Source organism: Williamsia sp. SKLECPSW1 (assembly GCF_054332755.1).
The window spans coordinates 13,935-38,918 of record NZ_JBTGLI010000002.1; the positions used below are offsets into that span (position 1 = coordinate 13,935).

The 24,984-nt window shown below is 67.2% G+C and carries 21 protein-coding genes, 1 tRNA gene and 1 pseudogene; 16 read left to right on the forward strand and 7 right to left on the reverse strand.

The features are described from left to right. Positions 1–9: 9 nt before the first annotated feature. From ACXVUM_RS15950 to ACXVUM_RS16005, 12 genes and pseudogenes are all read left to right on the forward strand, one after another. On the forward strand, positions 10–1,764 hold the full coding sequence (locus ACXVUM_RS15950; RefSeq protein ID WP_458522914.1) for a CTP synthase: 1,755 nt from the start codon (positions 10–12) through the stop codon (positions 1,762–1,764). After that, positions 1,761–2,423: an NUDIX domain-containing protein gene (locus ACXVUM_RS15955; RefSeq protein ID WP_458522915.1), complete on the forward strand. Its 663-nt coding sequence runs from the start codon at positions 1,761–1,763 to the stop codon at positions 2,421–2,423. The genes ACXVUM_RS15950 and ACXVUM_RS15955 overlap by 4 nt, the downstream gene beginning before the upstream one ends. Before the next feature lie 10 nt (positions 2,424–2,433). Beyond that, a complete protein-coding gene (xerD, locus tag ACXVUM_RS15960; RefSeq protein WP_458522916.1) occupies positions 2,434–3,378 on the forward strand; it encodes a site-specific tyrosine recombinase XerD in 945 nt (314 codons plus the stop codon). A 173-nt stretch (positions 3,379–3,551) separates the two neighbouring features. Then, positions 3,552–4,457 (forward strand): ParA family protein, encoded by a 906-nt coding sequence (locus ACXVUM_RS15965; RefSeq protein ID WP_458523530.1) that lies wholly within the window; start codon positions 3,552–3,554, stop codon positions 4,455–4,457. Next, on the forward strand, positions 4,454–5,347 hold the full coding sequence (locus ACXVUM_RS15970) for a segregation and condensation protein A (protein ID WP_458522917.1): 894 nt from the start codon (positions 4,454–4,456) through the stop codon (positions 5,345–5,347). The genes ACXVUM_RS15965 and ACXVUM_RS15970 overlap by 4 nt, the downstream gene beginning before the upstream one ends. Then, positions 5,344–6,144 carry an SMC-Scp complex subunit ScpB gene (gene scpB / locus ACXVUM_RS15975; RefSeq protein WP_458522918.1) on the forward strand — a complete coding sequence of 267 codons (801 nt, stop codon included), beginning with the start codon at positions 5,344–5,346 and terminating at the stop codon, positions 6,142–6,144. Before ACXVUM_RS15970 ends, scpB begins: the two co-directional genes overlap by 4 nt. A gap of 21 nt (positions 6,145–6,165) precedes the next feature. Then, complete coding sequence (locus tag ACXVUM_RS15980) at positions 6,166–7,131, forward strand: pseudouridine synthase (protein WP_458522919.1); 966 nt, start codon at positions 6,166–6,168, stop codon at positions 7,129–7,131. Beyond that, entirely contained in the window at positions 7,128–7,820 is a 693-nt protein-coding gene (gene cmk / locus ACXVUM_RS15985) for a (d)CMP kinase (RefSeq protein WP_458522920.1), read from the forward strand. Before ACXVUM_RS15980 ends, cmk begins: the two co-directional genes overlap by 4 nt. Beyond that, complete coding sequence (gene der, locus ACXVUM_RS15990; protein ID WP_458522921.1) at positions 7,817–9,244, forward strand: ribosome biogenesis GTPase Der; 1,428 nt, start codon at positions 7,817–7,819, stop codon at positions 9,242–9,244. Before cmk ends, der begins: the two co-directional genes overlap by 4 nt. A gap of 71 nt (positions 9,245–9,315) precedes the next feature. Next, a tRNA-Pro gene (locus ACXVUM_RS15995) sits at positions 9,316–9,389 on the forward strand. A gap of 106 nt (positions 9,390–9,495) precedes the next feature. Further along, on the forward strand, positions 9,496–11,043 hold the full coding sequence (locus ACXVUM_RS16000) for an RNA-directed DNA polymerase (RefSeq protein WP_458522922.1): 1,548 nt from the start codon (positions 9,496–9,498) through the stop codon (positions 11,041–11,043). Positions 11,044–11,327: 284 nt separating this feature from the next. Further along, positions 11,328–12,306 (forward strand): annotated as a pseudogene (locus ACXVUM_RS16005) (IS481 family transposase). An 81-nt stretch (positions 12,307–12,387) separates the two neighbouring features. Here ACXVUM_RS16005 and ACXVUM_RS16010 read toward each other — a convergent pair. From ACXVUM_RS16010 to ACXVUM_RS16025, 4 genes are all read right to left on the reverse strand, one after another. Then, the gene (locus tag ACXVUM_RS16010; protein WP_458522923.1) at positions 12,388–13,152 is read right to left on the reverse strand and encodes a hypothetical protein; all 765 of its coding nucleotides are present in this window, start codon (positions 13,150–13,152) and stop codon (positions 12,388–12,390) included. Beyond that, the gene (locus ACXVUM_RS16015; RefSeq protein ID WP_458522924.1) at positions 13,149–13,769 is read right to left on the reverse strand and encodes a hypothetical protein; all 621 of its coding nucleotides are present in this window, start codon (positions 13,767–13,769) and stop codon (positions 13,149–13,151) included. The genes ACXVUM_RS16010 and ACXVUM_RS16015 overlap by 4 nt, the downstream gene beginning before the upstream one ends. A 130-nt stretch (positions 13,770–13,899) precedes the next feature. Then, a complete protein-coding gene (locus ACXVUM_RS16020) occupies positions 13,900–14,187 on the reverse strand; it encodes a hypothetical protein (protein WP_458522925.1) in 288 nt (95 codons plus the stop codon). A gap of 317 nt (positions 14,188–14,504) precedes the next feature. Beyond that, positions 14,505–15,401, reverse strand: a complete 897-nt coding sequence (locus ACXVUM_RS16025) for a hypothetical protein (RefSeq protein WP_458522926.1) — start codon at positions 15,399–15,401, stop codon at positions 14,505–14,507. A 191-nt stretch (positions 15,402–15,592) separates the two neighbouring features. On the opposite strand from ACXVUM_RS16025, the gene ACXVUM_RS16030 reads away from it, so the two are divergent. Further along, positions 15,593–16,906 carry a PQQ-dependent sugar dehydrogenase gene (locus tag ACXVUM_RS16030; protein ID WP_458522927.1) on the forward strand — a complete coding sequence of 438 codons (1,314 nt, stop codon included), beginning with the start codon at positions 15,593–15,595 and terminating at the stop codon, positions 16,904–16,906. Between the two features lie 54 nt (positions 16,907–16,960). Here ACXVUM_RS16030 and ACXVUM_RS16035 read toward each other — a convergent pair whose 3' ends face one another. Then, complete coding sequence (locus tag ACXVUM_RS16035; RefSeq protein ID WP_458522928.1) at positions 16,961–17,782, reverse strand: Fpg/Nei family DNA glycosylase; 822 nt, start codon at positions 17,780–17,782, stop codon at positions 16,961–16,963. A gap of 266 nt (positions 17,783–18,048) precedes the next feature. On the opposite strand from ACXVUM_RS16035, the gene ACXVUM_RS16040 reads away from it, so the two are divergent. Continuing rightward, positions 18,049–19,788 carry an alpha/beta hydrolase gene (locus tag ACXVUM_RS16040; protein ID WP_458522929.1) on the forward strand — a complete coding sequence of 580 codons (1,740 nt, stop codon included), beginning with the start codon at positions 18,049–18,051 and terminating at the stop codon, positions 19,786–19,788. Between the two features lie 81 nt (positions 19,789–19,869). Here ACXVUM_RS16040 and ACXVUM_RS16045 read toward each other — a convergent pair whose 3' ends face one another. Beyond that, positions 19,870–20,556: a DedA family protein gene (locus ACXVUM_RS16045; protein ID WP_458522930.1), complete on the reverse strand. Its 687-nt coding sequence runs from the start codon at positions 20,554–20,556 to the stop codon at positions 19,870–19,872. Between the two features lie 73 nt (positions 20,557–20,629). Further along, positions 20,630–21,997, reverse strand: coding sequence for an ABC1 kinase family protein (locus ACXVUM_RS16050; RefSeq protein WP_458522931.1), 1,368 nt, complete (start codon positions 21,995–21,997; stop codon positions 20,630–20,632). 204 nt (positions 21,998–22,201) lie between these two features. Between ACXVUM_RS16050 and ACXVUM_RS16055 the strand changes: the two genes are divergently transcribed. Next, on the forward strand, positions 22,202–22,510 hold the full coding sequence (locus ACXVUM_RS16055) for a hypothetical protein (protein ID WP_458522932.1): 309 nt from the start codon (positions 22,202–22,204) through the stop codon (positions 22,508–22,510). 26 nt (positions 22,511–22,536) lie between these two features. After that, positions 22,537–24,927 (forward strand): Tex family protein, encoded by a 2,391-nt coding sequence (locus ACXVUM_RS16060; protein WP_458522933.1) that lies wholly within the window; start codon positions 22,537–22,539, stop codon positions 24,925–24,927. The last annotated feature ends 57 nt before the right edge of the window (positions 24,928–24,984 follow it).

Below are 24,984 nucleotides of genomic sequence, written 5' to 3' on the forward strand. Positions count from 1 at the left end.
GGAGAACCTTTGCGACCACTGCGTCACGCTCATTCGGGCACCAAGCACATCTTCGTCACCGGGGGTGTCGCGTCCTCTCTCGGTAAGGGGTTGACGGCGTCGAGCCTCGGTCAACTCCTCACCGCACGTGGTCTCCGCGTGACGATGCAGAAGTTGGATCCGTATCTGAACGTGGATCCCGGGACGATGAACCCGTTCCAACACGGCGAGGTGTTCGTCACCGAGGACGGTGCGGAGACCGACCTCGACGTCGGCCACTACGAACGCTTCCTCGACCGCGACCTCTCGCAGGACGCGAATGTGACCACGGGGCAGGTGTATTCGACCGTCATCGCCAAGGAGCGGCGCGGCGAGTACCTCGGCGACACCGTGCAGGTGATCCCGCACATCACCGACGAGATCAAGGACCGTGTCCTGGCGATGCGTCGCGCGGGCGCGGACGGGAACGAACCCGACGTCGTCATCACCGAGATCGGCGGCACCGTCGGCGACATCGAGTCACAACCGTTCATCGAGGCCGCACGCCAGATCCGCCACGACGTCGGCCGCGACAACGTGCTGTTCCTGCACGTGTCCCTGGTGCCCTACCTCGCGCCGTCGGGGGAGCTGAAGACCAAGCCCACCCAGCACTCGGTCGCCGCGCTGCGCAACATCGGCATCCAGCCCGACGCGCTGATCCTGCGCTGTGACCGCGACGTCCCGGAGCCGCTTAAGGACAAGATCGCGCTGATGTGCGACGTCGAGATCGACGGCGTCATCTCCTGCCCCGACGCGCCGTCGATCTACGACATCCCCAAGGTGCTGCACCGCGAACAGCTCGACGCGTACGTGGTGCGCAAGCTCGGGCTGCCGTTCCGCGACGTCGACTGGACCGTCTGGGGTGACCTCCTGACCCGGGTGCACGAGCCGCGCGAGACGGTGGCCGTCGCCCTGGTGGGCAAGTACGTCGACCTCCCCGACGCCTACCTGTCGGTGACCGAGGCGATCCGTGCCGGCGGGTTCGCCGCGCGGGCCAAGACCGAGATCCGTTGGGTCCAGTCCGACGACTGTGCGACCGAATCCGGTGCCGCTGCGCACCTCGGTGACGTGGACGCGATCCTCATCCCCGGCGGTTTCGGGATCCGCGGCATCGAGGGCAAGGTCGGCGCCATCCGCTACGCCCGACACCGGGGGATCCCGCTGCTCGGTCTCTGTCTCGGTCTGCAGTGCATCGTCATCGAGGCCGCCCGCGAGGCGGGTCTCACCGACGCCAGCTCCGCCGAGTTCGACCCCGACACCGAGCACCCCGTGATCTCGACGATGGCCGACCAGGAGCAGGCCGTCGCCGGTGAGGCCGACCTCGGCGGCACGATGCGTCTCGGCGCGTATCCCGCGGTGCTCGAACGTGGTTCGATCGTCGCGAACGCCTACGGGACGACCGAGGTCTCCGAGCGTCACCGTCACCGCTACGAGGTGAACAACGCCTACCGCGAGCAGATCGCGAGCACCGGCCTGAAGTTCAGCGGCACCTCGCCCGACGGGCATCTCGTCGAGTTCGTCGAGTACCCGCGCGAGATCCACCCGTTCCTCGTCGCCACCCAGGCGCACCCGGAACTCAAGAGCCGCCCCACCCGCCCGCATCCGCTGTTCGCGGCGTTCGTTCTCGCTGCGCTGAGATACAAGGCTGCAGAACGACTCCCGGTCAACGTGCACGGCGATCCGGAGGACGACGAGATCGACGTCCCGACCGGCGCGGCCGCCGGTGTCGCCGAAGCAGGGGCATGAGCGACAGCCGGGACGAGCCGAGGGCCGGGGAACCGGGCTCGCACGTCTACGAGGTCGTCGACTCCCGCACCGTCTACGACGGGGCGATCCTCGCGCTGCGCGTCGACGAGGTGACGATGCCCGGCGGGACCACCGCGCACCGCGAGGTCGTCGAACACCACGGTGCCGTCGCGATCGTCGCCGTCGACAACTGGGGCCGGATCGCCACCGTCACGCAGTACCGCCACCCCGTGCAGCGCGCGCTGCGGGAACTCCCTGCGGGACTCATGGACTCCGGAGGTGACGAGACGCCGGTGCAGGCGGCGGCACGCGAACTCGTCGAAGAGGTCGGCGTCGAGGCCCAGACGTGGCACTCGCTCGTCGACGTGGCCAGCTCGCCGGGCTTCACCGACGAGGCGCTGCGGGTGTTCCTCGCTCAGGATCTCCGGTCCGTCGACCGCCCGGAGGCGCATGACGAGGAAGCCGACATGCAGATCGACTGGGTCGACGTCGACGAGGCCGTCGCGATGGTGTTCCGTGGCGAGATCGTCAACGTGACCAGCGTCTGCGGGATCCTGGCCTACGCCCACGCACTCTCGGCCGAGGTCGACCTGCGCGGTCCGGACGCGCCGTGGCAGGACCAGCCGACCGCGCTCGACCGCCGGCACGCCGATCGCTGAGCAGGCCGCGATGACGGCAGCGTCGACGACGGATCTCGCGAACGAGATCCGTCGCTACCTCGACCACCTCGCGGTGGAACGCGGCGCGGCGGCCAACACGCTCAGCTCGTACGGTCGCGACCTCGACCGCTACCGCCGGTACCTCGAATCCCGCGGCGTCACGTCGCTCGCCGAGGTCGCCGAGGAGGACGTCCGGGAGTACCTCGTCGCGTTGCGGACCGGCGACCCCGACCGCGCCGAACCCGCCCTGGCCGACAGTTCCGTCGCCCGGACCCTGGTCGCCGCGCGGGGGCTGCACAAGTTCGCCGCCGCGGAGGGCATCACCCCCACCGACGTCGCGCACGCGGTCCGCCCACCGAAGGCCGCGCGACGCCTGCCCAAGTCGCTTCCCGTCGACCAGGTGGTCGCGATCATCGAGGCCGCCGGGGGAGGTGCCGCCTCCGACACCCCGCGCGGCCTGCGGGACCGGGCGCTCGTCGAGTTGCTCTACAGCTGCGGCGCCCGCATCTCCGAGGCCGTCGCTCTCGACATCGACGACATGACCGCCACCTCCGGCGCGGTGCTGCTGCGCGGCAAAGGTGGCCGGGAGCGGATCGTCCCGATCGGCCGCCCCGCGCTCGAGGCGCTCGACGCCTACCTGGTCCGGGGCCGGCCGGCGCTGGTCAGCCGGTACAACCCGGCCCTGTTCCTCAACGCCCGAGGCGGGCGCCTGTCGCGTCAGAGCGCCTGGCAGGTGCTCTCCGACGCCGCCGAACGCGCGGGACTGCAGACAGCGGTGTCCCCGCACACGATGCGGCACAGTTTCGCCACCCACCTGCTCGACGGCGGCGCCGACGTGCGCGTCGTGCAGGAACTGCTCGGCCACGCCTCGGTGACCACGACGCAGGTGTACACGCTGGTCACGGTGTCGGCGATGCGGGAGGTCTACGCCACCGCGCACCCCCGGGCGCGGTGACGCGGTGACCCGGCGATGCGCCGCGGTCTGCGACCCGCCACGCACTAGGCTGTGAGGGCATCCGAGCAGCCCACGTCGAGAAGGAGCAGCCGCACGTGACCACACCCCAGCCACCGGCCCCGGGTGTGACCGACGGCGCTCCCGGCACGGTGAACGGCCAGTACCACCTCACGATCGACGCGCCCGCTCGCGCGACCGCCCAGGCCGACACCGCGCCCGCCGCGCCCGCCGACGAGGACCTCGGCCCGACCGGCCGCGTGAACCGCCCGGTCCCGGAGCCGACGCAGCTGGACCGGCACGGCCCGGCGATCGTGATCGCCGTCTGCAACCAGAAGGGCGGCGTCGGCAAGACGACCTCGACGATCAACCTGGGGGCGGCGCTCGCCGAGTACGGCCGGCGGGTCCTCCTCGTCGACCTCGACCCGCAGGGCGCGCTGTCCGCGGGACTCGGTGTCCCGCACCACGAACTCGAACTCACCGTCCACAACGTGCTGGTGCCGCCGCAGGTGTCGGTCGACGACGTGCTGATGAGCACCCGTGTGGACGGCCTGGATCTGCTGCCGTCGAACATCGACCTGTCCGCCGCGGAGATCCAGCTGGTCAACGAGGTCGGCCGCGAACACACCCTGGCGCGCGCCCTGCACCCCGTGCTCGATCGGTACGACTACGTCCTCATCGACTGCCAGCCGTCGCTGGGGCTGCTCACCGTCAACGCCCTGGCGTGCGCCGACACCGTCGTCATCCCGATGGAGTGCGAGTACTTCTCGTTGCGTGGTCTGGCGTTGCTCACCGACACCATCGACAAGGTGCGCGACCGGCTCAACCCGCGCCTGTCCCTCGGCGGCATCCTGATGACGATGTTCGACGCCCGCACACTGCACTCGCGGGAGGTGATGGCGCGCGTCGTCGAGGTGTTCGGGGACACCGTGTACGACACCGTCATCGCCCGCACGGTGCGCTTCCCCGAGACCAGCGTGGCGGGGGAACCCATCACGTCCTGGGCGCCGAAGTCCGGTGGGGCGACCGCCTACCGCGCGCTGGCGCGTGAGGTGATCCACCGCACCGGCAAGTCCTCGTGACCGTCACCGACACTGCGGCCGACGCCGAGAACCCCCAGGCCGAGAATCCCCAGGCCGGGACTCCCCAGGCCGAGACGCCCGAGTCCGCCGCGATCGACCCGTCGGTGTTCACGGTCTCGTTGACCAACTTCTCCGGGCCGTTCGATCTCCTGCTGGACCTGATCAGCCAGCGTCGGATGGATGTCACCGAGGTGGCGCTGCACGCGGTCACCGACGACTTCATCTCGTACACGAAGAACCTGGGCACGGCCGCCGATCTGGACCAGACCACCCAGTTCCTCGTCGTCGCGGCCACCCTGCTGGACTTGAAGGCGGCGCGTCTGCTGCCGCGCGGTGAGGTCGAGGACGACGGCGACCTGGAACTGCTGGAGGCGCGCGACCTGCTCTTCGCGCGGCTGCTGCAGTACCGCGCGTACAAGCAGGTCGCCGCACTGTTCGCGGAGTTGGAAGCGTCGGCGCTGCAACGGTATCCGCGGGCTGTCGCGCTCGAACCGCGCTACGAGGAGCTGTTGCCGGAGGTCGCGCTCGGCGTCGACGCGTGGCAGTTCGCCCAGGTGGCTGCCGCGGCGCTCGCGCCGAAACCCGTTCCGCAGGTAGGGCTCTCGCACCTGCACGACGTGGATGCGGTGTCGGTGCCCGAACAGGTCACCCGCGTCGGCGACATCCTCCGCCGCGCCGGTACGCAGCGCTGGGTCGACTTCGGGACGCTGGCCTCGGAGTGCGGGAGCGGACTGGAGGTGGTCGCCCGGTTCCTCGCGCTGCTGGAGCTCTACCGGCAGAAGGCCGTCGAGTTCGAACAGTCCGAGGCGCTGGGCATGCTGCACATCCGGTGGTCGGGCGCACGCGACACCGCGGAACTCGTGACCACCACCGCGGAGGACTACGGATGACCGACGAGCACCCCGACGAGCAGGCCAGCGCGCCCGACGAGACCGTCGCGGCCGAGGCCAGCGCCGACGACACCTCTCCCGACGACACCTCTGCCGACGGGGCCGCTTCCGAGGACGGCGGGCTGTTCGAACAGCCGGTCGTCGACGCCGACGAGATCCACGACCCGCTCGACGACGACGAACTGCGGTCGGCGCTGGAGGCGATCCTGCTGGTCGTCGACTCGCCGGTGAGTGTCGAGGCGCTGTCCTCGGCGATCGGGGAGCCGCAGGAGCGGATCGAGGCGACCGTCACCGCGCTCGCCGCGGAGTTCACCGACCGGAACAGCGGCATCGATCTGCGGTACGCGGGCGACGGCTGGCGGTTCTACACCCGGCAGGAGTTCGCGCCGTACGTCGAGAAACTCCTGCTCGACGGCGCGCGGAGCAAGCTGACCCGCGCAGCGCTGGAGACCCTCGCGGTCGTCGCCTACCGCCAGCCGGTGACCCGCACCCGGGTGAGCGCAGTGCGCGGGGTCAACGTCGACGGCGTCATGCGCACGCTGCTCGCGCGGGGTCTCATCACCGAGGCGGGCACCGATCCCGACAGCGGGGGAATCCTGTACGCCACCACCGAGTTGTTCCTCGAGCGCCTCGGGCTGGCCTCGCTGAGTGATCTGCCCGACATCGCTCCGCTCCTGCCCGACGTCGACGTCATCGACGACATCGGCGACGAGCTGGCCGCCGACCCGAGATTCGCCAAGATCGGTGGTCAGCGGGCAGACTCGACCATCGACCTCGGGCGCGCAGACACCGACTGACGCCCAGAACTGGATGAAGAGATGACCCCCGCTAGCCGAGATGGCAGACCGGACCGCTCGAAGGGCTCGTCGCACCGCGACGCCACCCCCGCGCAACGGTCGAAGAAACCCCACCGCAAGGGCGGCGCACCCACCTCGGGTGGACGCCGACCGTCCAAGCCTCGCGCCGATCGCGGCGCGGTGCGCATCAACAACGCGAAGCCGGCCGCCCGGCAGAACGTCACCCCCGAGGGGGACGGCGCACAGTACGTCGCCGACGGCGTGCGGCTGCAGAAGGTGCTCGCCCAGGCGGGTGTCGCCTCCCGACGTGGCGCCGAGGAACTCATCGCGGCGGGCCGCGTCGACGTCGACGGCGAGATCGTGACCGAACAGGGTATGCGCATCGACCCGTCGACCGCGGTCGTGCGCGTCGACGGTGCCCGCGTCGTCATGGACGAGACCCTTCAGTACCTCGCGCTGAACAAGCCGAAAGGCTGGCAGTCGACCATGTCCGACGACCAGGGACGGCCGTGCGTCGGTGACGTGGTCGCCGAGCGTGTGATGGCCGGACAGCGTCTGTTCCACGTCGGGCGTCTCGACGCCGACACCGACGGTCTGCTGCTGCTCACCAACGACGGCGAACTGGCGCACCGTCTGATGCACCCGTCGTTCGAGGTCCCCAAGACCTACCTCGCGACCGTGAAGGGGCTGCCGCCCCGCGGGATGGGGCGCACGTTGAAGGCCGGCGTCGAGCTCGAGGACGGGCCTGTCGCGGTCGACAACTTCACCGTGCTGGAGATCGGGGACGGGGTGTCGCTGGTCCGGATCGTCCTGCACGAGGGACGCAAGCGGATCGTCCGCCGGCTCATGGAGCACGTCGGCCACCCCGTCATCGAGCTGTCGCGGATCTCGATCGGTGCCGTTCATCTCGGCAACCAGCGCCCCGGCAGTCTGCGGGTGCTCGGACGCGACGAGATCGGCGCGTTGTACAAGGCGGTGGGGATGTGAGCGAGACCGATCAGGACCGGATCGTCGCCATCGACGGCCCGGCCGGGACCGGCAAGTCCAGCGTGTCGCGGCGCCTCGCCGACCGTGTCGGGGCCCGTTACCTCGACACCGGTGCCATGTACCGCGTCGCGACGCTCGTCGCGTTGCGCGCCGGCGTCGACCTCGACGACCCGGCCGCGATCGCCGCGGCGGTCGAGGGCGTGGACCTGTCGCTGAGCGATGACCCGTCGTCGCACACCGTCTTCCTCGGCGGCGAGGACGTGTCCGCCGAGATCCGCACCGACGCCGTGAACGAGGCCGTGTCCGCGGTGTCTGCCGTCGCCGACGTGCGGACCCTGATGGTCGACAAGCAGCGACACCTGGCAGACGGCGAGTTCGCCGTGGTGGAGGGTCGAGACATCGGCACCGTCGTGTTCCCTCTGGCCGGCTGCAAGATCTTCCTCACCGCGACCGCGCAGGCGCGCGCCGAGCGTCGGCACGCCCAGAATCTCGCGCAGGGGCGCGAGAGCGATCTGGCTGCCGTGCTGGCGGCCGTCGAACGCCGGGACCACCTCGACTCGACGCGCGCGGTGTCGCCGCTGCGTGCCGCCGACGACGCGGTCCAGGTGGACACCAGCGACCTGGGGATAGAGCAGGTCATCGATCGTCTGGCGGAGCTCGTGCGCGAGCGGATCGGAGTGCAGGCATGAGCGAGTCGGATCTCGACATCGGCGTCGTCGACGGTGTGTGGTCGGACGAATCCGACTGGCAGGTCGGTGAATTCGGCGACGACGGTGGTCCCGACGGCGGCGCGGTGGCGATGCCGACCGTCGCCATCGTCGGTCGGCCGAACGTCGGCAAGTCCACCCTCGTGAACCGCATCCTCGGACGCCGCGAGGCCGTCGTCGAGGACGTTCCGGGCGTGACGCGCGACCGCGTCTCGTACCCGGCGACGTGGAGCGGGCGACGGTTCCTGGTGCAGGACACCGGCGGCTGGGAACCGGACGCGAAGGGGATGGGTCAGTCCATCGCCCGTCAGGCCGAGCACGCGATGAAGACCGCCGACGCCGTGGTGCTGGTGGTCGACGTGACCGTCGGTGCCACCGCCACCGATGAGGCTGTCGCGCGGGTGCTGCGGCGATCCGAGGCGCCGGTCCTGTTGGCGGCCAACAAGACGGACAGCGAGCGCCTCGAGGCCGAGGCGGCGTCTCTGTGGTCGCTGGGACTCGGCGAACCGCGGACGGTGTCGGCGGCGCACGGTCGGGGAGCGGGCGACCTGCTGGACGCCATCCTCGAGGTGCTGCCCGATACGCCGCGGGAGACCGAGGTGACCGGCGGACCGCGTCGTGTGGCGCTGGTCGGCAAGCCGAACGTCGGGAAGAGTTCGCTGCTGAACAAGCTCACCGGATCCGACCGGGCTGTGGTCGACAACGTCGCCGGCACCACTGTCGACCCCGTCGACGAGCTCGTCGAGCTGGGCGGCAAGGTGTGGAACTTCGTCGACACCGCCGGCCTGCGCAAGAAGGTCAACACCGCCAGCGGGCACGAGTACTACGCGTCGCTGCGCACCCGCAGCGCGATCGAGGCCGCCGAGGTGGCTGTGCTGCTGATCGACGCGTCCCAGCCGATCACCGAGCAGGATCAGCGGGTGCTGACCATGGTGATCGAGGCCGGGCGCGCGCTCGTCGTCGCGTTCAACAAGTGGGATCTCGTCGACGAGGACCGCCGCTACACGTTGGAGAAGGAGATCGACCGCGACCTGGCCCGTGTGCCGTGGGCGCGGCGCGTCAACATCTCCGCGGCGACGGGCCGATCGGTGCAGAAGCTGGTCCCGCAGCTCGACACCGCGCTGGACTCGTGGGATCGCCGCATCTCCACCGGCCAGCTGAACAACTGGCTCAAGGAGGTCATCGCCGCAACGCCGCCGCCGGTGCGCGGTGGTCGACAGCCACGGGTCATGTTCGCGACCCAGGCCGCGACGCGTCCGCCGACGTTCGTGCTGTTCACGACCGGTTTCCTGGAGGCCGGTTATCGCCGCTTCCTGGAGCGGAGGTTGCGCGAGCAGTTCGGCTTCGACGGCTCTCCGGTGCGCATCAACGTGCGCGTGCGGGAGAAGCGCCAGCAGCGTCGCTGAGGGTGCGAGGCGATTGGCTCGCGGACCTCGCCGTCCGCTAGGCTGATCGACGCTGCTCCGCGGAGCGGCAACGGGCTGTGGCGCAGTTTGGTAGCGCACTTGACTGGGGGTCAAGTGGTCGCAGGTTCAAATCCTGTCAGCCCGACATATTCTCCGTGAGTTGTCGGCTTGACCTGCGGCGGTATGCAGCCGTTAGGGCTCTATGTGGGTTAGTCAGCCGATCCGTCTCGCATTGGTGCGAGACTGTCTGTATGGCTACTACCGATTGGCGCGGAGCTTTAGATTTCGACCAGGCCGCGGCCAATGTACGTTCGGAATTTCCGGGTGACTGGTACCGCGACCCTTGGGGCTGGCCGGAGATCGACCACTTATTGAAGGATTCGCCGAAGATACTTCTCGATCACCTAGATTCGAAAGAAGTTTATGCGCCAGCCTTGATCGATGTACCAAAAGAGGGCTGGATGACGCGGCCAGCGGTCGTTTTGCCGATTATTGATCGCATGCTCTATCAGACGCTAGTCGACCGGCTCAGCGTTGATTTGATTGGGAATCTTCATCGAAGTTCTTATGGATGGAGAATGGTGCCTGGATCCACGGTGCGTGGCGCTTATTCTCACAACGATATGCAATGGAAATTCTATCGGGACCATCTCAAGAGCGCAAGCACATTCTTCGACGTAGGTCTCAGAACGGATTTGGTTTCTTGTTTCGCAAGTATACCCCTCGAGCCCCTGCGGGGGGCTATCGACGGTCGTATTCCTAAAGGTAAAATCGGAGACCGACTACATCACTTTATTGGTCAAATGTATAACACCCCCTCGCGGTCGGGTTTGCCGCAAAGGTCTTTAGCGTCAGCGGTAATAGCAAACATGTACATGTCAGAGTTGGACGATATTATCGACCAGTTTTCGTTTGAAGTACCCGGCTTTCTGGTTTTCCCTAGCAAGAACAAATCGACAGCTCCTCTGCGACGAAGTTGGACGCGGTGGATGGACGACATCTGGCTTTTCGGACACGACCCTGCGCAAATCAGACAGGCTCAGATGGAACTGCAGAGAGCCGTATCCTCACTCGGAATGTACATGAACTCTTCGAAAACCGACGTCCTCGAGGGCGACGTTCTGAGTGAAGTGGCGTTGCAAGTGGAGCACAGCGCTGTTGACTCGGCAATCGATGAAGATGGCGATCACGGCCCTCTAGAGGTACTCATTGACCGGCTACTGCTGGACCCCTCTGCTTCCTCCAGGACAAGTCTTCGATTTGCTGTCACAAGGATGCGTAACACCAACTCTCGATACCGAATTGATGATCTCTTATTGAGCGCGCATCTGATGCCGCATGCTGCAGATATTCTGGCACCGTTGTTTGCAAGTGCCTACACAATAAGCAGTCTGCAAGACTGGTTTCTCGACTATGCTTCAGGCGAGTGGGCGGCCTTTGAATGGTCAGTCGGCCACTACCTGCAGATGTTTCCGTCGTCGTCGCGTCCACGCAAATCGGTCCGAGAATTCGCGGTAGACAAGATCGGCGATAGCCGCACGTCAGTCGCGCTGCTAGGCGCTTGCGCGCAACGGCTATCATCATGGGATGCTGCTGCGGCGCGCGCTGTTTTCCACGGAGTCGAAAGCACTTTGAATCATCCCCAGCAGCGACGCATTGTCAGCCTCGCGGGTCTCGGTGTGGGGGTTCAGCGAGCAAAAATTAGGAAATGGCTTAATCAAGCCGACAATCGAGTAACCCTTGATTTGGTTGAGCGGCGCAACTTTATCGCGCCGAAGGTTAAAGGAACGTACCTATAGGCTGTGCGTAAGATCGTGGTTTTACCGCTTCCGGAACGGCAGAGCCGAGTGCGCAAGTTCCGTATTCGGGACTACGGTTCAGCGAGTATTTTCGTCGCTCGGCGGAGGCTGGCTACCTCGAGGACGACGCCTAGTTGTGATGTCCAGCGACGTTGTGTCGGGTTGTGGTGATGTCGGCCTGTAGTTGAGACAGGCGAGGACCCCTGGTTGTGAAGTGGAGCTGTCTAGGAACTGCTTCATCAGACCGGAGATCCTCGTGGTCCACGCTCACGCTAGGCGCTGCTCTGACTCGTCGTGCCCGGCTACGCCTGGCGCGGCTGATCATCGGCCAGGGTTGGACCCGTGTCACGGCCGCGGAGATGTTCATGGTGTCGCCGCGTACGGCGGCCAAATGGGCTGACCACTACCGCGACGAGGGCCCGGCCGGGATGAACGACCGCAGTTCGCGGCCCCGTACAGGCCCGCCGAGAACTTCGTCGGCGGTGGTGCGACAGATCGTGCGGTTGCGGTGGCGGCACCGCTGGGTGCCGGTGCAGATCGCCGCGCAGACCGGGCTGCCGGCCTCCACGGTGCACGCGGTACTCACTCGCTGCCGGATCAACCGACTCTCCCACGTCGACAGGGTTACCGGTAAACCGATCCGCCGCTACGAGCATCCCCACCCCGGGTCGCTGAACCACGTCGATGTCACCAAGTTCGGCAACATCCCCGATGGTGGAGGATGGCGCTATCTGAGACGTCAGCAGGGTGATCGCAACCGCATCGCGACCCGTAACCGAACAGGGATCAACCCAACAGGGATCATCAACGGCAAATACCAACCTCGGCTAAGGCATGCGTTCGTGCACACAGTGATCGACGATCACTCCCGCGTCGCCTGTGCAGAGATCTGCCCCGGCGAGACAGCGGCGAGCGCGACCGCTGTTCTACGCCGAGCGGTCGCCTGGTTCGTCGAACGCGGGCTCACCGTCGAGCGAGTCCTGTCCGACAACGGCTCGGCCTACCGGTCACACGCCTGGCGCGACACCTGCGCCGAGCTCACTGTCGTACACCAACGCTCCCGCCCTTATCGACCCCAGACCAACGGCAAGATCGAACGACTCCACCGCACCCTTACCGACGGCTGGGCCTGCGCCCGCCGCTACGACACCGAAACCGCACGACGCCCTACAGCCCTGGCCGCACTTCCACAATCACCACAGAGCCACCGCAGGCCAGCCACCCATCACCCGGCTGACCAACCTCCCTGAACACCACACCTAGGCGAACCGGCCATGCGCGAGGCCTTCACGCGGCTGCGCTTCGAGCGCGAGCATCGGCTACACGAGCTGGTGCAAGCTGCACCTAACTGAACAGCACCTTCGTTATGTCCTCTATATGAGCCAACGTTTTGTGTCGCCCTGGGCGGTATTTGTTTGGGTGACCGCAGGAATTTCGAAGATCCAACGCCTTGTTCAGCTCGGACTTTTCGTTCTTATCCAGCACTCCAATGTCGTGGGCAACCTGCAAGAGAAGTGCCTCGTTGTACTCCGATAGGTCGTCGCGCTTTTTCAGGGTCTTCGCTCTCGAATTGTGTCGCTGAGCGGCAGTGGATATCGTCGCAGGGTTCGCCTTCGCCCAGCATCTTTCTTGCAGCTCATGCGTTGCCGCAACCCACATGAAGACTATCGCGGCTCTATCGGCGTCTACAGACAAGCAGTCCAACGCTTCGCTCGCGTACTCCTGAGCGTCAGCGTTAGATATTTTGGCCACGACCTCACGGATCGCGTCGAACTCTGTAGTCCGCTGAAGCTTCGCGCCCTCCTGTGCCAATCGCGACGTATCGATGTAGGTGGCAACATGAGATCGACCGCTAGCGGTCAGTTGCCACAGGTGACGACCTTGTGCGTCCGTAGCGGTGGTTTCCACGTTGGGAACTGCGCGACCCAGGACGGCTGGGATATTCCAGCTTTTTGCGCCCTTCGCCCGACCCGAAACAAGCGTTTCGCGGATCTCGGTAGATGAGACTGCATCTCTTCCCTTGACTACTTCCAAATAGTAGAGAACTGCAAGGACCCGCTTTCGTTGCGAGTGCTGAGCTAGGGAAGCGAGAAACTCGCTAAGGCTCATTCAGTGGGTTCCACTCCACGTACCGACGCGACGAATCTCTTCAGGTCATCGTGCGTGGTCGACTTGACGTGCATAGTTTTGGCGCGTCCAGGGCCTGAATAACTAATCGTGGTGAGTGCGTTCATGGCCGTTGACCAATTTCCCCCAAGGTCTAGTTTCAGCCTCGTGCATTCGGCTTTCACTGTGTCAGACGGAGTTTCGATTTCATCAAGGGCATAGTTTCTTGCTGATGTGATTGCGAGTGCAATCGCTCGTGCTTGTTCGCGGTCGGTCAACCCATACTTTGACCGTGGCCCGTTCAGTCGAGGTCCTTCGGCGTCGAAGTAGAAGACATCTCGAAGATCCTCCTCTGGGATCCCGGATTCCGACGCGAACTTGCTCCACCGTTCGTCGTCGCCTAACGGCTTCCGGGGTGAATCCTCCTTGGGAGGACGAGGCGTCTCGCCGACTTTCGCAGCGGGCGCTGGCTTGCCCTTGCCCTCGGGCGACTTGGATTCACGGTCGAGCGCCTGAGACTTCAAATGCGACAAAGCCTCAGTGAACGCCAACTCCTGAAGAGGCTCTGGGACCCCTGCATCACGCACGGCGGCCCATGCCTCACTGATGAACTGCTTCACGTCCACTCCCGGGCCCCTTCTGTAAGTACGAACGAACTTTAGGGCATCTCCAATGCGTTCTCCGGTAACGACGCCGATCAGGCCCTCAGCAAGATCGCTAAGGGTTTGTTGGGGTCGGGGGACTGCTGCGTCAGGACTGCAGGCGCATCATCTCCTCGACCATCTCGTCGGTGATGTCCTCGGGCGCGTGTGTGGCGAGCAGTTCCTGACGTGCAGCCTGCTCGGGGTCGACAGGGATGCAGGTGTCGTCAGGGTGCGGCGTCTGCGCAGTACGCGCACGAGCAGTGTCGGTGCGAGCCTCAGCGCGATGCGACGCCCTCTCGGGGTACGCCTTGAGGTGCTTCTTCACCTGCGCTGCGGTGAACAGGTAGCGACCTGTCTCGTCGTCTTTGGGGACGGCGTTCGCGCGGACGTACACGCGCAGTGCCTTCGCGTCGATGCTGAGCTGTTCGGCGAGGTCGCTGGCGCTGATCTAGGCAGTCATGGTGTGGCCCTTCGTCATTGCGCGAGGTACGTGCTCAGTGTGGTGACGTGAGGACGTTGAGAGACTCGGGGCCTTGATCCGAACACATGTGCGGACCGTACGTCCTTTCGTACGTCCCTTCGCAGACGTACGCGCACGTTCGTCGAGGGAGGAAACATCCTCTGACCTGCGTCAGTGGGCGCAGCCGAACGCCAGTCCGATGACTGGGGGTCAAGTGGTCGCAGGTTCAAATCCTGTCAGCCCGACACACCTCATTCGACGACATCGCGGATATCGCGAACGCCCGCCAGGACCTCCTCAGGAGCCGACAGCGGATGACCCCACCACGCGAGCTGCCGCAGGTATGCGGCGCTGAGTTCGTTGTGGCCGTGTTCCCAACTGAGGTTCGTCAGCCGCCATTCGAAGGCGCACAGCGTCATCGCGAGGGCTGCGGTCGGGGCATCGCCGAAGAACTGGGTGACCTGCCATCCTGGGAGCTCGGTCGCATGACCCTGGTGGGGTATTCCGAACACGTCCACAGTCAGTGCGAGGCTCGCGGGGCACAAGCTGTCGTACAGGAGATGCATCGCGTTCGCTACGAAGTCCTCCGCGCCAGGAAGGCGCGGGCCGCCCGGAACAAGATGGCGGCGCAGCCACTCTCGGCGTCTCTGCGCTCCAGCGCGGTCAGCAGTACGAAGATCGCTTACTTGTCTCCACGTCGGTACATCGGGAGCGCCGTCGCGCGTGAGGCGTCGGCCGAGTCGCCTACTGTCACGCGACCGAGATCGCCTCATGTCTGACAATGCATGTGGTCGAGCGCCAGGGAGGTACGCGACGTACACGTCGATGCCGATCGGTGACGCGAGGGTCGACAACGGCACAGCGACACGTGAGGGTCTGCACACGGTGGTGGCGCCACCCACGTGAGTGCAGTAGATGAGACCAAGGGTCTCGGTGGACTTCTTCCTGCCGTTCGTCAGGCACACCGCCCAACCCACATCGCCGGCGACACTCGCTACGAAGCCCGTGGCGACGTCGATCAGAAGGTCGTCGACCGTGGCGCTGCCCGCGTAGTCCCAGAACTCCTCGTGGCTCTCGACGTCATCACCCATCGCAACCGATCCGCGGTCCACCCGAACCGTGATCTTCCCTGGGCTACTGGACCGCATGGATCGAAGCGTAACCACGCTGGCCGAGGTCATTCGACAAGGATCCGAGTTCTAGCGTCGTCATCCGCGATCGCAGGACCCGCTTGTCTACCCGGTGTCACCCGCGCCCGTGCGACGCCTGCTCGCCTGCCGCAGCAACTAGTGGCTCGCCTATGTGGCCCGCCTGCCGCATCCGACCTACCGTCGAGGGAGTGACACGTCGTCGGTACGCGGGATTCGCGTCTCTCCTGGTCCTCCTGTGCGCCGGTCTCGTCGCGTGCTCGTCCGGTGGACCGTCACCGGCATCGGGCACGTCGTCGCTGCCCGCCGGCCTCGGTGCCGACCAACTGACATCGACGAAGCTGACCACCGCGGACGGCACTGATGCCGGTGCCGCGTCGGGGAGGTCGTTGGACGTTCCCCAGGGCTGGACCGCGCAGGTGTGGGCGGATGTGCCGAACGCCCGGATGGCGGTGTGGACGCCGGACGGGAAGCTGATCGTGTCGACCGGCAAAAGCGGGACTCTCGACGTGATCACGCCGGGCAACTCGGGCCAGGGGCCGCGTGTCGCACGACTGGCGAGCGGTCTGTCGGATCCGCAGGGCGTGGCCATGACACAACAGAACGGCCGCGAGATCCTCGTCGTCGGCGAGAACTCGCGCCTCACCACGTGGACGTACGCGAACGGGGTGATCTCCGACCGACGGGTCGTCATCGACAACCTGCCCACCGGCGGGCACGACAGCAAGATGGTCGCGGTCCAGGGCGACACGATCGTCTACAACGTCGGGTCGGCGGCGAACCGCAGTGTCGGAGACAGGACTGCCACACCGGTCAGAGCCACGATCGCGCAGATCGGCCTCGACGGCACTGGCAACCGCACACTGGCGGTCGGCGTTCGCAACGGCGAGGGGCTGTCGATCGCACCCGACGGCTCGATCTTCACGGCTATCAACGAGGACGACAATCAGCCGTATCCGTTTCACGACGACCACCCGTACGGCGGGAAGGTGCAGTCGTATATCAACGACCACCCCAACGACCAGATCTCTCGTATCACGCCCGGAACCGACATGGGCTGGCCGCTCTGCGTGCCGGACTCGCGCGGCAAGCCCGACGGGCTGAATCTCGGCTACGTGAACGATCCGGAGTTCAACGCCGACGGTTCGACGCTGGACTGCTCGCGTATCGGGACGACGATGCTGGGTCTCCCGGCGCACAGCGCGCCGGTCGGGTTCGTGTTCACCCGCGGCACAACGCTTCCCGCCGGCCTCACGGACGGCGCGATCGTGACGGCCCACGGATCGTGGAACCGCAAGCCACCCCGCGAGCCGTACGTCGCGTACACACCGTGGAACGACGCCACCAACACCCTCGGGCCACTGCGCGCACTCGTCACCGGGTTCCAGAACGCCGACGGATCGCGGTGGGGCAGAAGCGTCGATGCGGTGCCCGGTCCGGACGGATCCCTCTACGTCACCGACGACGTCGCCGGACTGGTCTATCGGCTCACGCCCCCGCGCTGACGGCCGGGCTCTCCGCGCGAGTCGGCCGTCGCGCGGTCCTACGCTCGGCGCGCGTCATCCGCTTTGCTCCTTCGAGCAGAACCAGGTGGTCCGGCCGCCGACGGTGCCGCGTTTCATCGGCGAACCACAGCGCGGGCAGTTCGAGTCGGCATTGCGGAAAGGGATGATCTCACCGGTGTGCACGCCGCCCTTGCGGATGGCGGATCGGATGCAGCGTCGTAAATTTCGACGCAGCTCGTCGATCTCGTCGATGGTGAGTGTGTTCGAGCGACGGGAAGGTGACTGGGCTGTCTGCCAGAGGACCTCGTCGGCGAGGAGATTGCCGACGCCGGAGATCGCATTCTGGTCGAGCAGGCGTGCTTTCAGTGGCGCCTTGCTCGCGGAGATCATGTCGCGAAACTCATCCCGGGTGATCTCGCCCGCGTCGGGTCCGAGGGCGTCGATGTCGGGCTCGAGCCGCACCCGCCCCAACCGGCGCTTGTCGAACAGTCGGAGTTGCCCGCCGTCGTCGAAGGTCATCGAGAACCGCGTCCATTCCGGCTTGTCCTTCTCCCGGACCCCGATCGTGGCGTTCCCGCCGCCGTAGTCCGACGATTCCTCGCCCTCCGGTGCAGTGACGATGACCCGCCCACCCATGCCGAGATGGATACCGAGCGTGGGACCTTCGGATCCGTCGGCCGTCTCGGTCTCGCACCACATCGCCTTGCCGCGTCGATGTGCGTCGACGAGCCGGCCGCCGACGAGGGCGTGCTTGATCTCGCCGGGGCGGTGCGGCCGGCACTCGTACTCGTCGTGATCGTCGATGTCGCTGATGGTTCGATCCAGCGCTTTCTCGACCACCTGGCGGGCGTTCTCGACCTCGGGCAGTTCGGGCATGACTCCGGTCTACCGGGTCCAGGCGGGTGATGCAGTGGCCTGCGAGAACGGGATCTCAACCCGCCGTGTCGTGTGAACGCGCGGAATATTCGATCACTAGCGACAAACAGCGGTCCTTCAATGTATGTTTACGCACAGGGGGTCGCTTCAACTTCAGCGACAGATTTCTTTTGGGGGAAGGTTTTGCAGTGGGGGACAATCGTGGGCGGCATCGTGCCGTCGATACCAAGGCCGCACATATCCATGAGCGCGAAAACGACTGCGCCATGTCGACTGCGTCGAAGTCAACGATCAACTCGTCGACCAAGCGTCGCGCGCAGATGGTTCTCATCACCTCGGGTGTGACCGCAGCGGCGGTCGCACTCGGTGTGGCCGGGCCCGCGTTCGCCGTCAACCCGACCCAGCTCCGGAAGGGCTGCAGCTGGGGCAGTACTGCCGACGAGCAGCGCAACATCCAGACCTGCAGCTTCTACTCCCAGTCACTCGGGCGTCAGGTCAACGTGCAGATCCGCCCGTCGGACCAGCAGGCGGGCGGCACCGAACAGGCCGTGTACTTCCTCGACGGCATCGGTGCGAACAACCAGACCAACACCTGGGCCAACCCCGACGTGGGCGAGGTCGACGCGTACAGCACCGGACTCAACCTGGTTCTGCCTGCCGGTGGTGCCGGCGAGTGGGCCACCAACTGGCAGTCCAGCCCGAACCAGAACGGGCAGAGCGTCCCTGCGCCTCAGTGGGACACGTTCATGAGCAAGGAACTGCCCGAGTACCTCAACGAGAACTTCTCGGTGCAGCAGCAGAACAACGCGATCGTCGGCGTCTCGATGTCCGGCGGTCCGGCGATCATCATGGCGCTCAACCACCCCGACGTGTTCGCCGTCGCCCGCTCGTTCTCCGGCTTCTACCAGACCGACAACGCTGCCGGATACCAGGCGATCCCGTACATCCAGAGCATGTACGCCGGCATCACCAACGGCGGAACCGCGATGTGGGGGACCCCGGGCCAGCCCGGGAACACCTGGAGCGCAAACGATGTGAGCAAGCGCATCGCCGAGGCCAAGGCCAACGGGCAGACCATCATCATCTCGGTCGGCAACGGCATCCCGCCGCTCAAGACGGTCCTCGCGCTCGCCGCGTCGGGTGGAATCCCGGGCATCATCACGCTGCCGTTCACGCTCGCCACCGGTGTCGCGATCGAGCTGGCATCGCTGGCATCCACCACGATGCTGAACGCGCAGGCGATCATGGCCGGCCTGCCGGTGCGATTCCACTACAACTTCGGCAGCCACGACTTCTACTCGTGGGCGCAGACCGCACCGCAGGACGCGGCCGAGATCGAAGCGGCGCTGGCCGCCGCACAGGCCAAGGAGAAGGCGAACGCCGGACTCGTGGCCACCGCCGGCCCGTCGTCGACCGCGACCGCGACCAATGTGGCCCTGGCGAAGCAGGTCTCGGCGATCACCTCGACGGATGGCACCACCTCGGTGACCATGCCGGCGAAGGTCGCGACCGGATCGGCCTCTGCGTCGACCGGCGCCGACACCACCGGAACCGACTCCAGCACAGCTGATTCGACGTCGACCGACTCGACGACCGACTCGACCACCCCGAGCACCTCGACGCCGCCGAGCACATCGACTGCCCCGACGTCGACTGCCCCGACGTCGGCTGCGCCCACGTCGAGTGCCGCGACGTCCTCCGCTGCGACGGGTTCGTCGTCGGAGAGCAGTGGATCGAGCTCGGAGACCACGACGGAGTCGACCCCGTCGACCTCGCCGTCCACCTCGAGCGAGGCGGCTCCGACCGGTTCGGGTTCGACGTCGACGTCGGGCTCCTCGACCGGGACGAGCTCCACCGGCACGTCGTCGACGGGCACCTCCTCGACGTCGACCGGCACCACGGGCTCGGCCGGCACGACGGGCTCGGCCGGCACCACGGGCTCGGCCGGCACCACGGGCTCGACCGCCGCGAAGACCGAGTCGACCGCGACCACCGCGGCCGCGTAAGACCGGCACCACCACACGTGGCACCGATGCCCCTCGCCGACACGGCGAGGGGCATCGGTGTTCTCGGAACAGCGGACCGACTCAGGACACCGCTCGTAGCCGGTCGCCGTCGGAGTCCAGGGCATCCTCACGCTGATGGCGACGACGGCGGATGACGAGAACTGCCAGCGCCGCGACGATGAGGGTGTAGACCACGTAGTCGAAGTAGCCGAGGTAGTCGTGGAAGCGTTCGTGCTGGGTGCCGAGTGCCGCGCCGACCCCGAGCAGGAGTCCGTTCCACAGCACCGAGCCCAGGAACGTCAGGACGCTGAACACGACGAGATTCATGGCGGCGGCACCCGCGGGTAGCGAGATGATCGACCGCACACCCGGGATCATCCGGCCGAGGAACACCGACCACGTCCCGAACCGACGGAACCAGTCCGCTCCGCGTTCGGCGTCACGCCGACTGACGACGCGCGTCCACACCGCGACGTCGACGGTGCGGTTCAGCCCGACGCACCGACCGAGTGCGTAGAGGACGAGTGCTCCGACCCAGGCGCCGACGGTGCTCCACAGGATCAGCGCGGGCAACGACAACGTCCCGGTGTGACTGAGGTAGCCGGCGAACGGCAGGATCACCTCGCTGGGGATGGGCGGGAAGACGGTCTCCAGGAAGACCAGGAAGCCGATCCCCACACTGCCGAAGCGCTCCAGCACATCGGCGGCGAATCCGGTGATCCCGGTGAACCCGTGGCCCTCGGTGGCCGTGATCGTCAGCGCGGTCACGCGGGCGACCTCCCATGGTCAGAAGGCGGCCGGGTTGCCGCCTCCCACCATCATCCAGATCCGGACGAAACGGTCAGCGCGTCTTCTCGTCCTCGGTCAGCAGGGCCGACATGAACGTGAAGAGCTCACGATCGGTGAGAGCGCGCCAATTCGGGGCCAGGAGCTTCATGTACTTCTCGACGTACAGCAGCTGCTTGCCGACGAGGACGAGCTCGCGGGGGAGACGAAGATCATAGGCGCGGGCCAGCTCGGCGAGCTGTTTGCCCAGGTCGGTGTACGACATGCTGCCGAGGCCCTTGCCGGCGGTCGGCGCGACGAAGCGTCGCATGTCCTTGGCCCCGTCGCGGGTGCCGCCGGGCTTCTTCACGGCGCCGAGGGTGAACAGTGCTCGACCTGCCGACTCGTAGTCGTTGCGCAGGAACAGGTCACCCACCAGCCGACGCATGATGCGGCGGGTGCGCGGGTCGAACCGTCCGACGATGCCGAAGTCGATGAGCACGAGCCGTCCCCGCGGGTCGACGAGGACGTTGCCCGCATGCAGGTCGCCGTGGAAGACGCCGCCGTGGAACGCCGACTCCAGGAACGACAGCAGCAGGGTGCGGACGAGCTCGGTGCCGTCGTGACCGGCCTGGCGGACGGCCTTCACGTCGTCGATGCGGACGGCGTCGACATACTCCATCGTCAGGACTGCCGCGGTCGTGAACTCGCGGTGCACCTGCGGCACACGGACACGGTCGGCGAGTGCGGTCCCGGCGAGTCCGGCGACGAAGTCCTCCATCGCCGCCGCCTCGTTCCGGAAGTCGATCTCCGCGTTCAGTCCGGCCGCGAAGTCGTCGACGACGTCGCGCGCGCTGAGCATCCGGCCGTACTCCGACACCTCGGCGACACGGGCGAGGTGGGTCAGGATCTGCACGTCGGCGGCCAGTCGGGGGGCGATCCCCGGCCGTTGCACCTTCACCACCACCTTCTCACCGGTGTGCAGGGTGGCCGTGTGCACCTGCGCGATCGACGCCGACGCGATCGGCGTGCGGTCGAACTCGGCGAACACCTCCGACGGCGGCGCCCCCAGCTCCTCGGTCAGCACCTTCTCGATCGCCTCGGCGGGTGCGGGGGCGACACGGTCGAGCAGAGACTCGAACTCGCGCGACAGCAGTGGTGTGAAGACGCCGGGACTCGACGCGATGAGCTGCCCGAGCTTGACGTACGTCGGGCCCAGGCGCTCGAAGACGTCGCGGACCTCACGCGCCGCACGCGGGGACAGGGCGGACCCGGGCCGCAGGCCGACGGCGAACTCGACGCCGCCGCGGGCGACCTGGAACGCGGTCACGCCCATCCGCCGTGCCTCGGAGAGCGGCGAGACCTGCGGCAGGCGGTTGAACACGCCCTCGGTCTCGTCGACGTCGGCGAGGATCGCCGTCCGTGGCTCGTCAGCTGTGGTCATGGCCTCGTCTGTCGTCGTCTCTGTCTGCGTCGTCGTCATCGTGGATTCCGTGGGTCGGGGTCCGTTCGGTCGGTGTCACTCGTGATCCACACCACACGTACTCGGTGCGGACCACTGTGCGAGGGTGCCGTCCTGCGATGGCGGAGTCAACGCGAGACGGGTGTTCTGTGACGAATTACCACTGGTCCGTGCCATGGTCGACCGATGGCTGCTCCGCCCGATCGCACGCCCGACGGGCATCACATCGTCGTCCACGGCCGGAAGTGGCGTGCCACGGACCCGCTCATCCCCGAGGACCGGGGTGCCGAGCTGCGCTCGATCCTGATGGCCTGGCGCCGGGCGGTCCGTGACACCGACGGGTCCCGTGCCGCGCGGTCCGGGGTGCATGCGGCCAAGGTCGCGCTGGGGGAGCGCGGCACCCCGTGGTGGGAACAGTCCGAGGACGAGCGCCGCGCCCGGTGGGAGACGCACGTCCCGCGTCCGGGAGACGACGACGCGCCTGACGGGAGCTGACGGCAGGCGTCGGTAGGGTCCCGCGGGTGACTGCGAGCCCCACCTCCACGACCGTGTCCGTCCCATCCGTCACCACCCGGCTCGCCCGGGAGCTGGCGGTCCGCGAGAACCAGGTCGACGCGGCCGTCCGGTTGCTCGACGAGGGGTCGACGGTGCCGTTCATCGCGCGGTACCGGAAAGAGGTCACCGGCAGCCTCGACGACGCGCAGCTGCGCATGCTCGACGAGCGGCTGCACTACCTGCGGGAGTTGGACGAGCGTCGGACTGCGGTGCTCGCCTCCATCGAGGAGCAGGGCAGGCTGACCGACGATCTGCGTGTCGCGCTCATCGCCGCGGACACGAAGGCGCGCGTCGAGGACATCTACCTCCCCTACAAGCCGAAGCGGCGCACCAAGGCGCAGATCGCCCGCGAGGCGGGCCTGGAACCGTTGGCGGACACGCTGCTCGGTGACCCCACGCTGGTCCCCGAGTCCGCCGCCGCCGAGTTCGTCACCGGCGATGTCGCCGACGCGGCTGCAGCCCTGGAGGGCGCGCGCCACATCATCGTGGAGCGGGCGTCGGAGGACGCCGATCTCGTCGGTGCTGTCCGGGAACACTTCTGGGCCCACGGTGCGGTGCGCAGCGCACCCCGCACCGATCAGGTCGCGGGCACCCCCGCCGGCCAGAAGTTCCGGGACTACTTCGACTTCTCCGAGCCGCTGGAGTCGATGCCGTCGCACCGTGTGCTCGCCGTGCTGCGCGGTGAGAAGGAAGAGGTGCTGTCCCTCACGTTCGACGGGGGTGAGGACGAGATCTACCAGGCGATGGTCGCGCGGTCGCTCGGTGTCGACCTGTCGCATCCCGGCCCGGCCACCGCGTGGCTGGCCGGATCCGTCCGCTGGGCGTGGAAGATCAAGCTCACCATCGGCGCCGAGACCGATGCGCGGCTGCGGCTGCGGCGTCGCGCCGAGGAGGACGCCGTCGGGGTGTTCGCCACCAACCTCAAGGACCTCCTGCTGGCCGCGCCCGCCGGGAACCGGCCGACCCTCGGGCTCGACCCCGGCTTCCGGACCGGGGTGAAGGTCGCCGTCGTCGACGGCACCGGCAAGGTGCTCGACACCTGCGCGGTGTACCCACATCAACCGCAGAAGCAGTGGGACGCGGCGAAGGCGACGCTCGGCGCACTCGTCGCGCGCCACGGCGTCGACCTCATCGCCATCGGCAACGGGACGGCGTCCCGCGAGACCGATGCGCTGGCAGCCGAACTCGTCGCCGACATCCGCGCCTCCGGTGCGACGGCACCCGCCAAGGCCGTCGTGAGTGAGGCGGGCGCCTCGGTCTACTCGGCGTCGGAGTACGCGAGCAGGGAGCTGCCGGAGCTCGACGTCTCCCTGCGCGGTGCGGTGTCGATCGCTCGTCGGCTGCAGGATCCGCTCGCCGAGCTGGTGAAGATCGAACCGAAGTCGATCGGCGTCGGGCAGTACCAACACGACGTCAACCCGGTGACGTTGTCGCGCAGTCTCGATGCCGTCGTCGAAGATGCGGTGAACGCCGTCGGTGTGGACCTGAACACCGCATCGGTCCCGTTGTTGGCGCGTGTGTCGGGGGTGACGCCGGCGCTCGCCGAGGCGATCGTCGGGCACCGCGACAGCGCGGGACGGTTCACCAGCCGGTCGGATCTGCTGCAGGTGCCGCGGCTCGGGCCGAAGGCGTTCGAGCAGTGTGCGGGCTTCCTCCGGATCCGTGACGGCGTCGACCCGCTCGACGCCTCGGGTGTCCACCCCGAGTCCTACCCGGTCGTCCGGAAGATCCTGGACCGCACCGGCGTCGAGCTCGCCGAGCTCATCGGCAACAGCAGTGCGCTGCGGGCTCTGCGCCCCGCCGACTTCGCCGACGAGCGGTTCGGTGTGCCGACGGTGTCCGACATCCTCGCCGAGCTGGAGAAGCCCGGGCGGGATCCGCGCCCGGCGTTCGAGACCGCGACGTTCGCCGCCGGCGTCGAGAAGGTCGCCGACCTGACCCCGGGGATGGTCCTCGAGGGTGTCGTCACCAACGTCGCCGCGTTCGGCGCCTTCGTCGACGTCGGGGTGCACCAGGACGGGCTGGTGCACGTGTCGGCGATGTCGGACCGCTTCGTCTCCGACCCGCACGAGGTGGTGCGGTCCGGTCAGGTCGTGCGCGTCAAGGTGCTCGAGGTCGACCTCGACCGCAAGCGGATCGCGTTGACGCTGCGCCTGGACGACGAGGTGGGAGCGGGCACGTCGGGCACTCGCGGCCAGAAGCCGCGGACGAACGCGTCGTCGGGTGGTGCGCGGCCGTCCGGGCAGCGCGACGGCCGTCGTGGGGGACAGCGGGGCGGCGACCGTCCGCGCCGCGACGCCCCCGCGCCGTCGGGTTCGATGGCCCAGGCCCTGCGGGAGGCCGGTTTCGGTCGCTGAGCGGAGCGCCGCGCCGCGGTGACCGGCAGGATGGTGCTGCCGATGTGACGGCGGGAC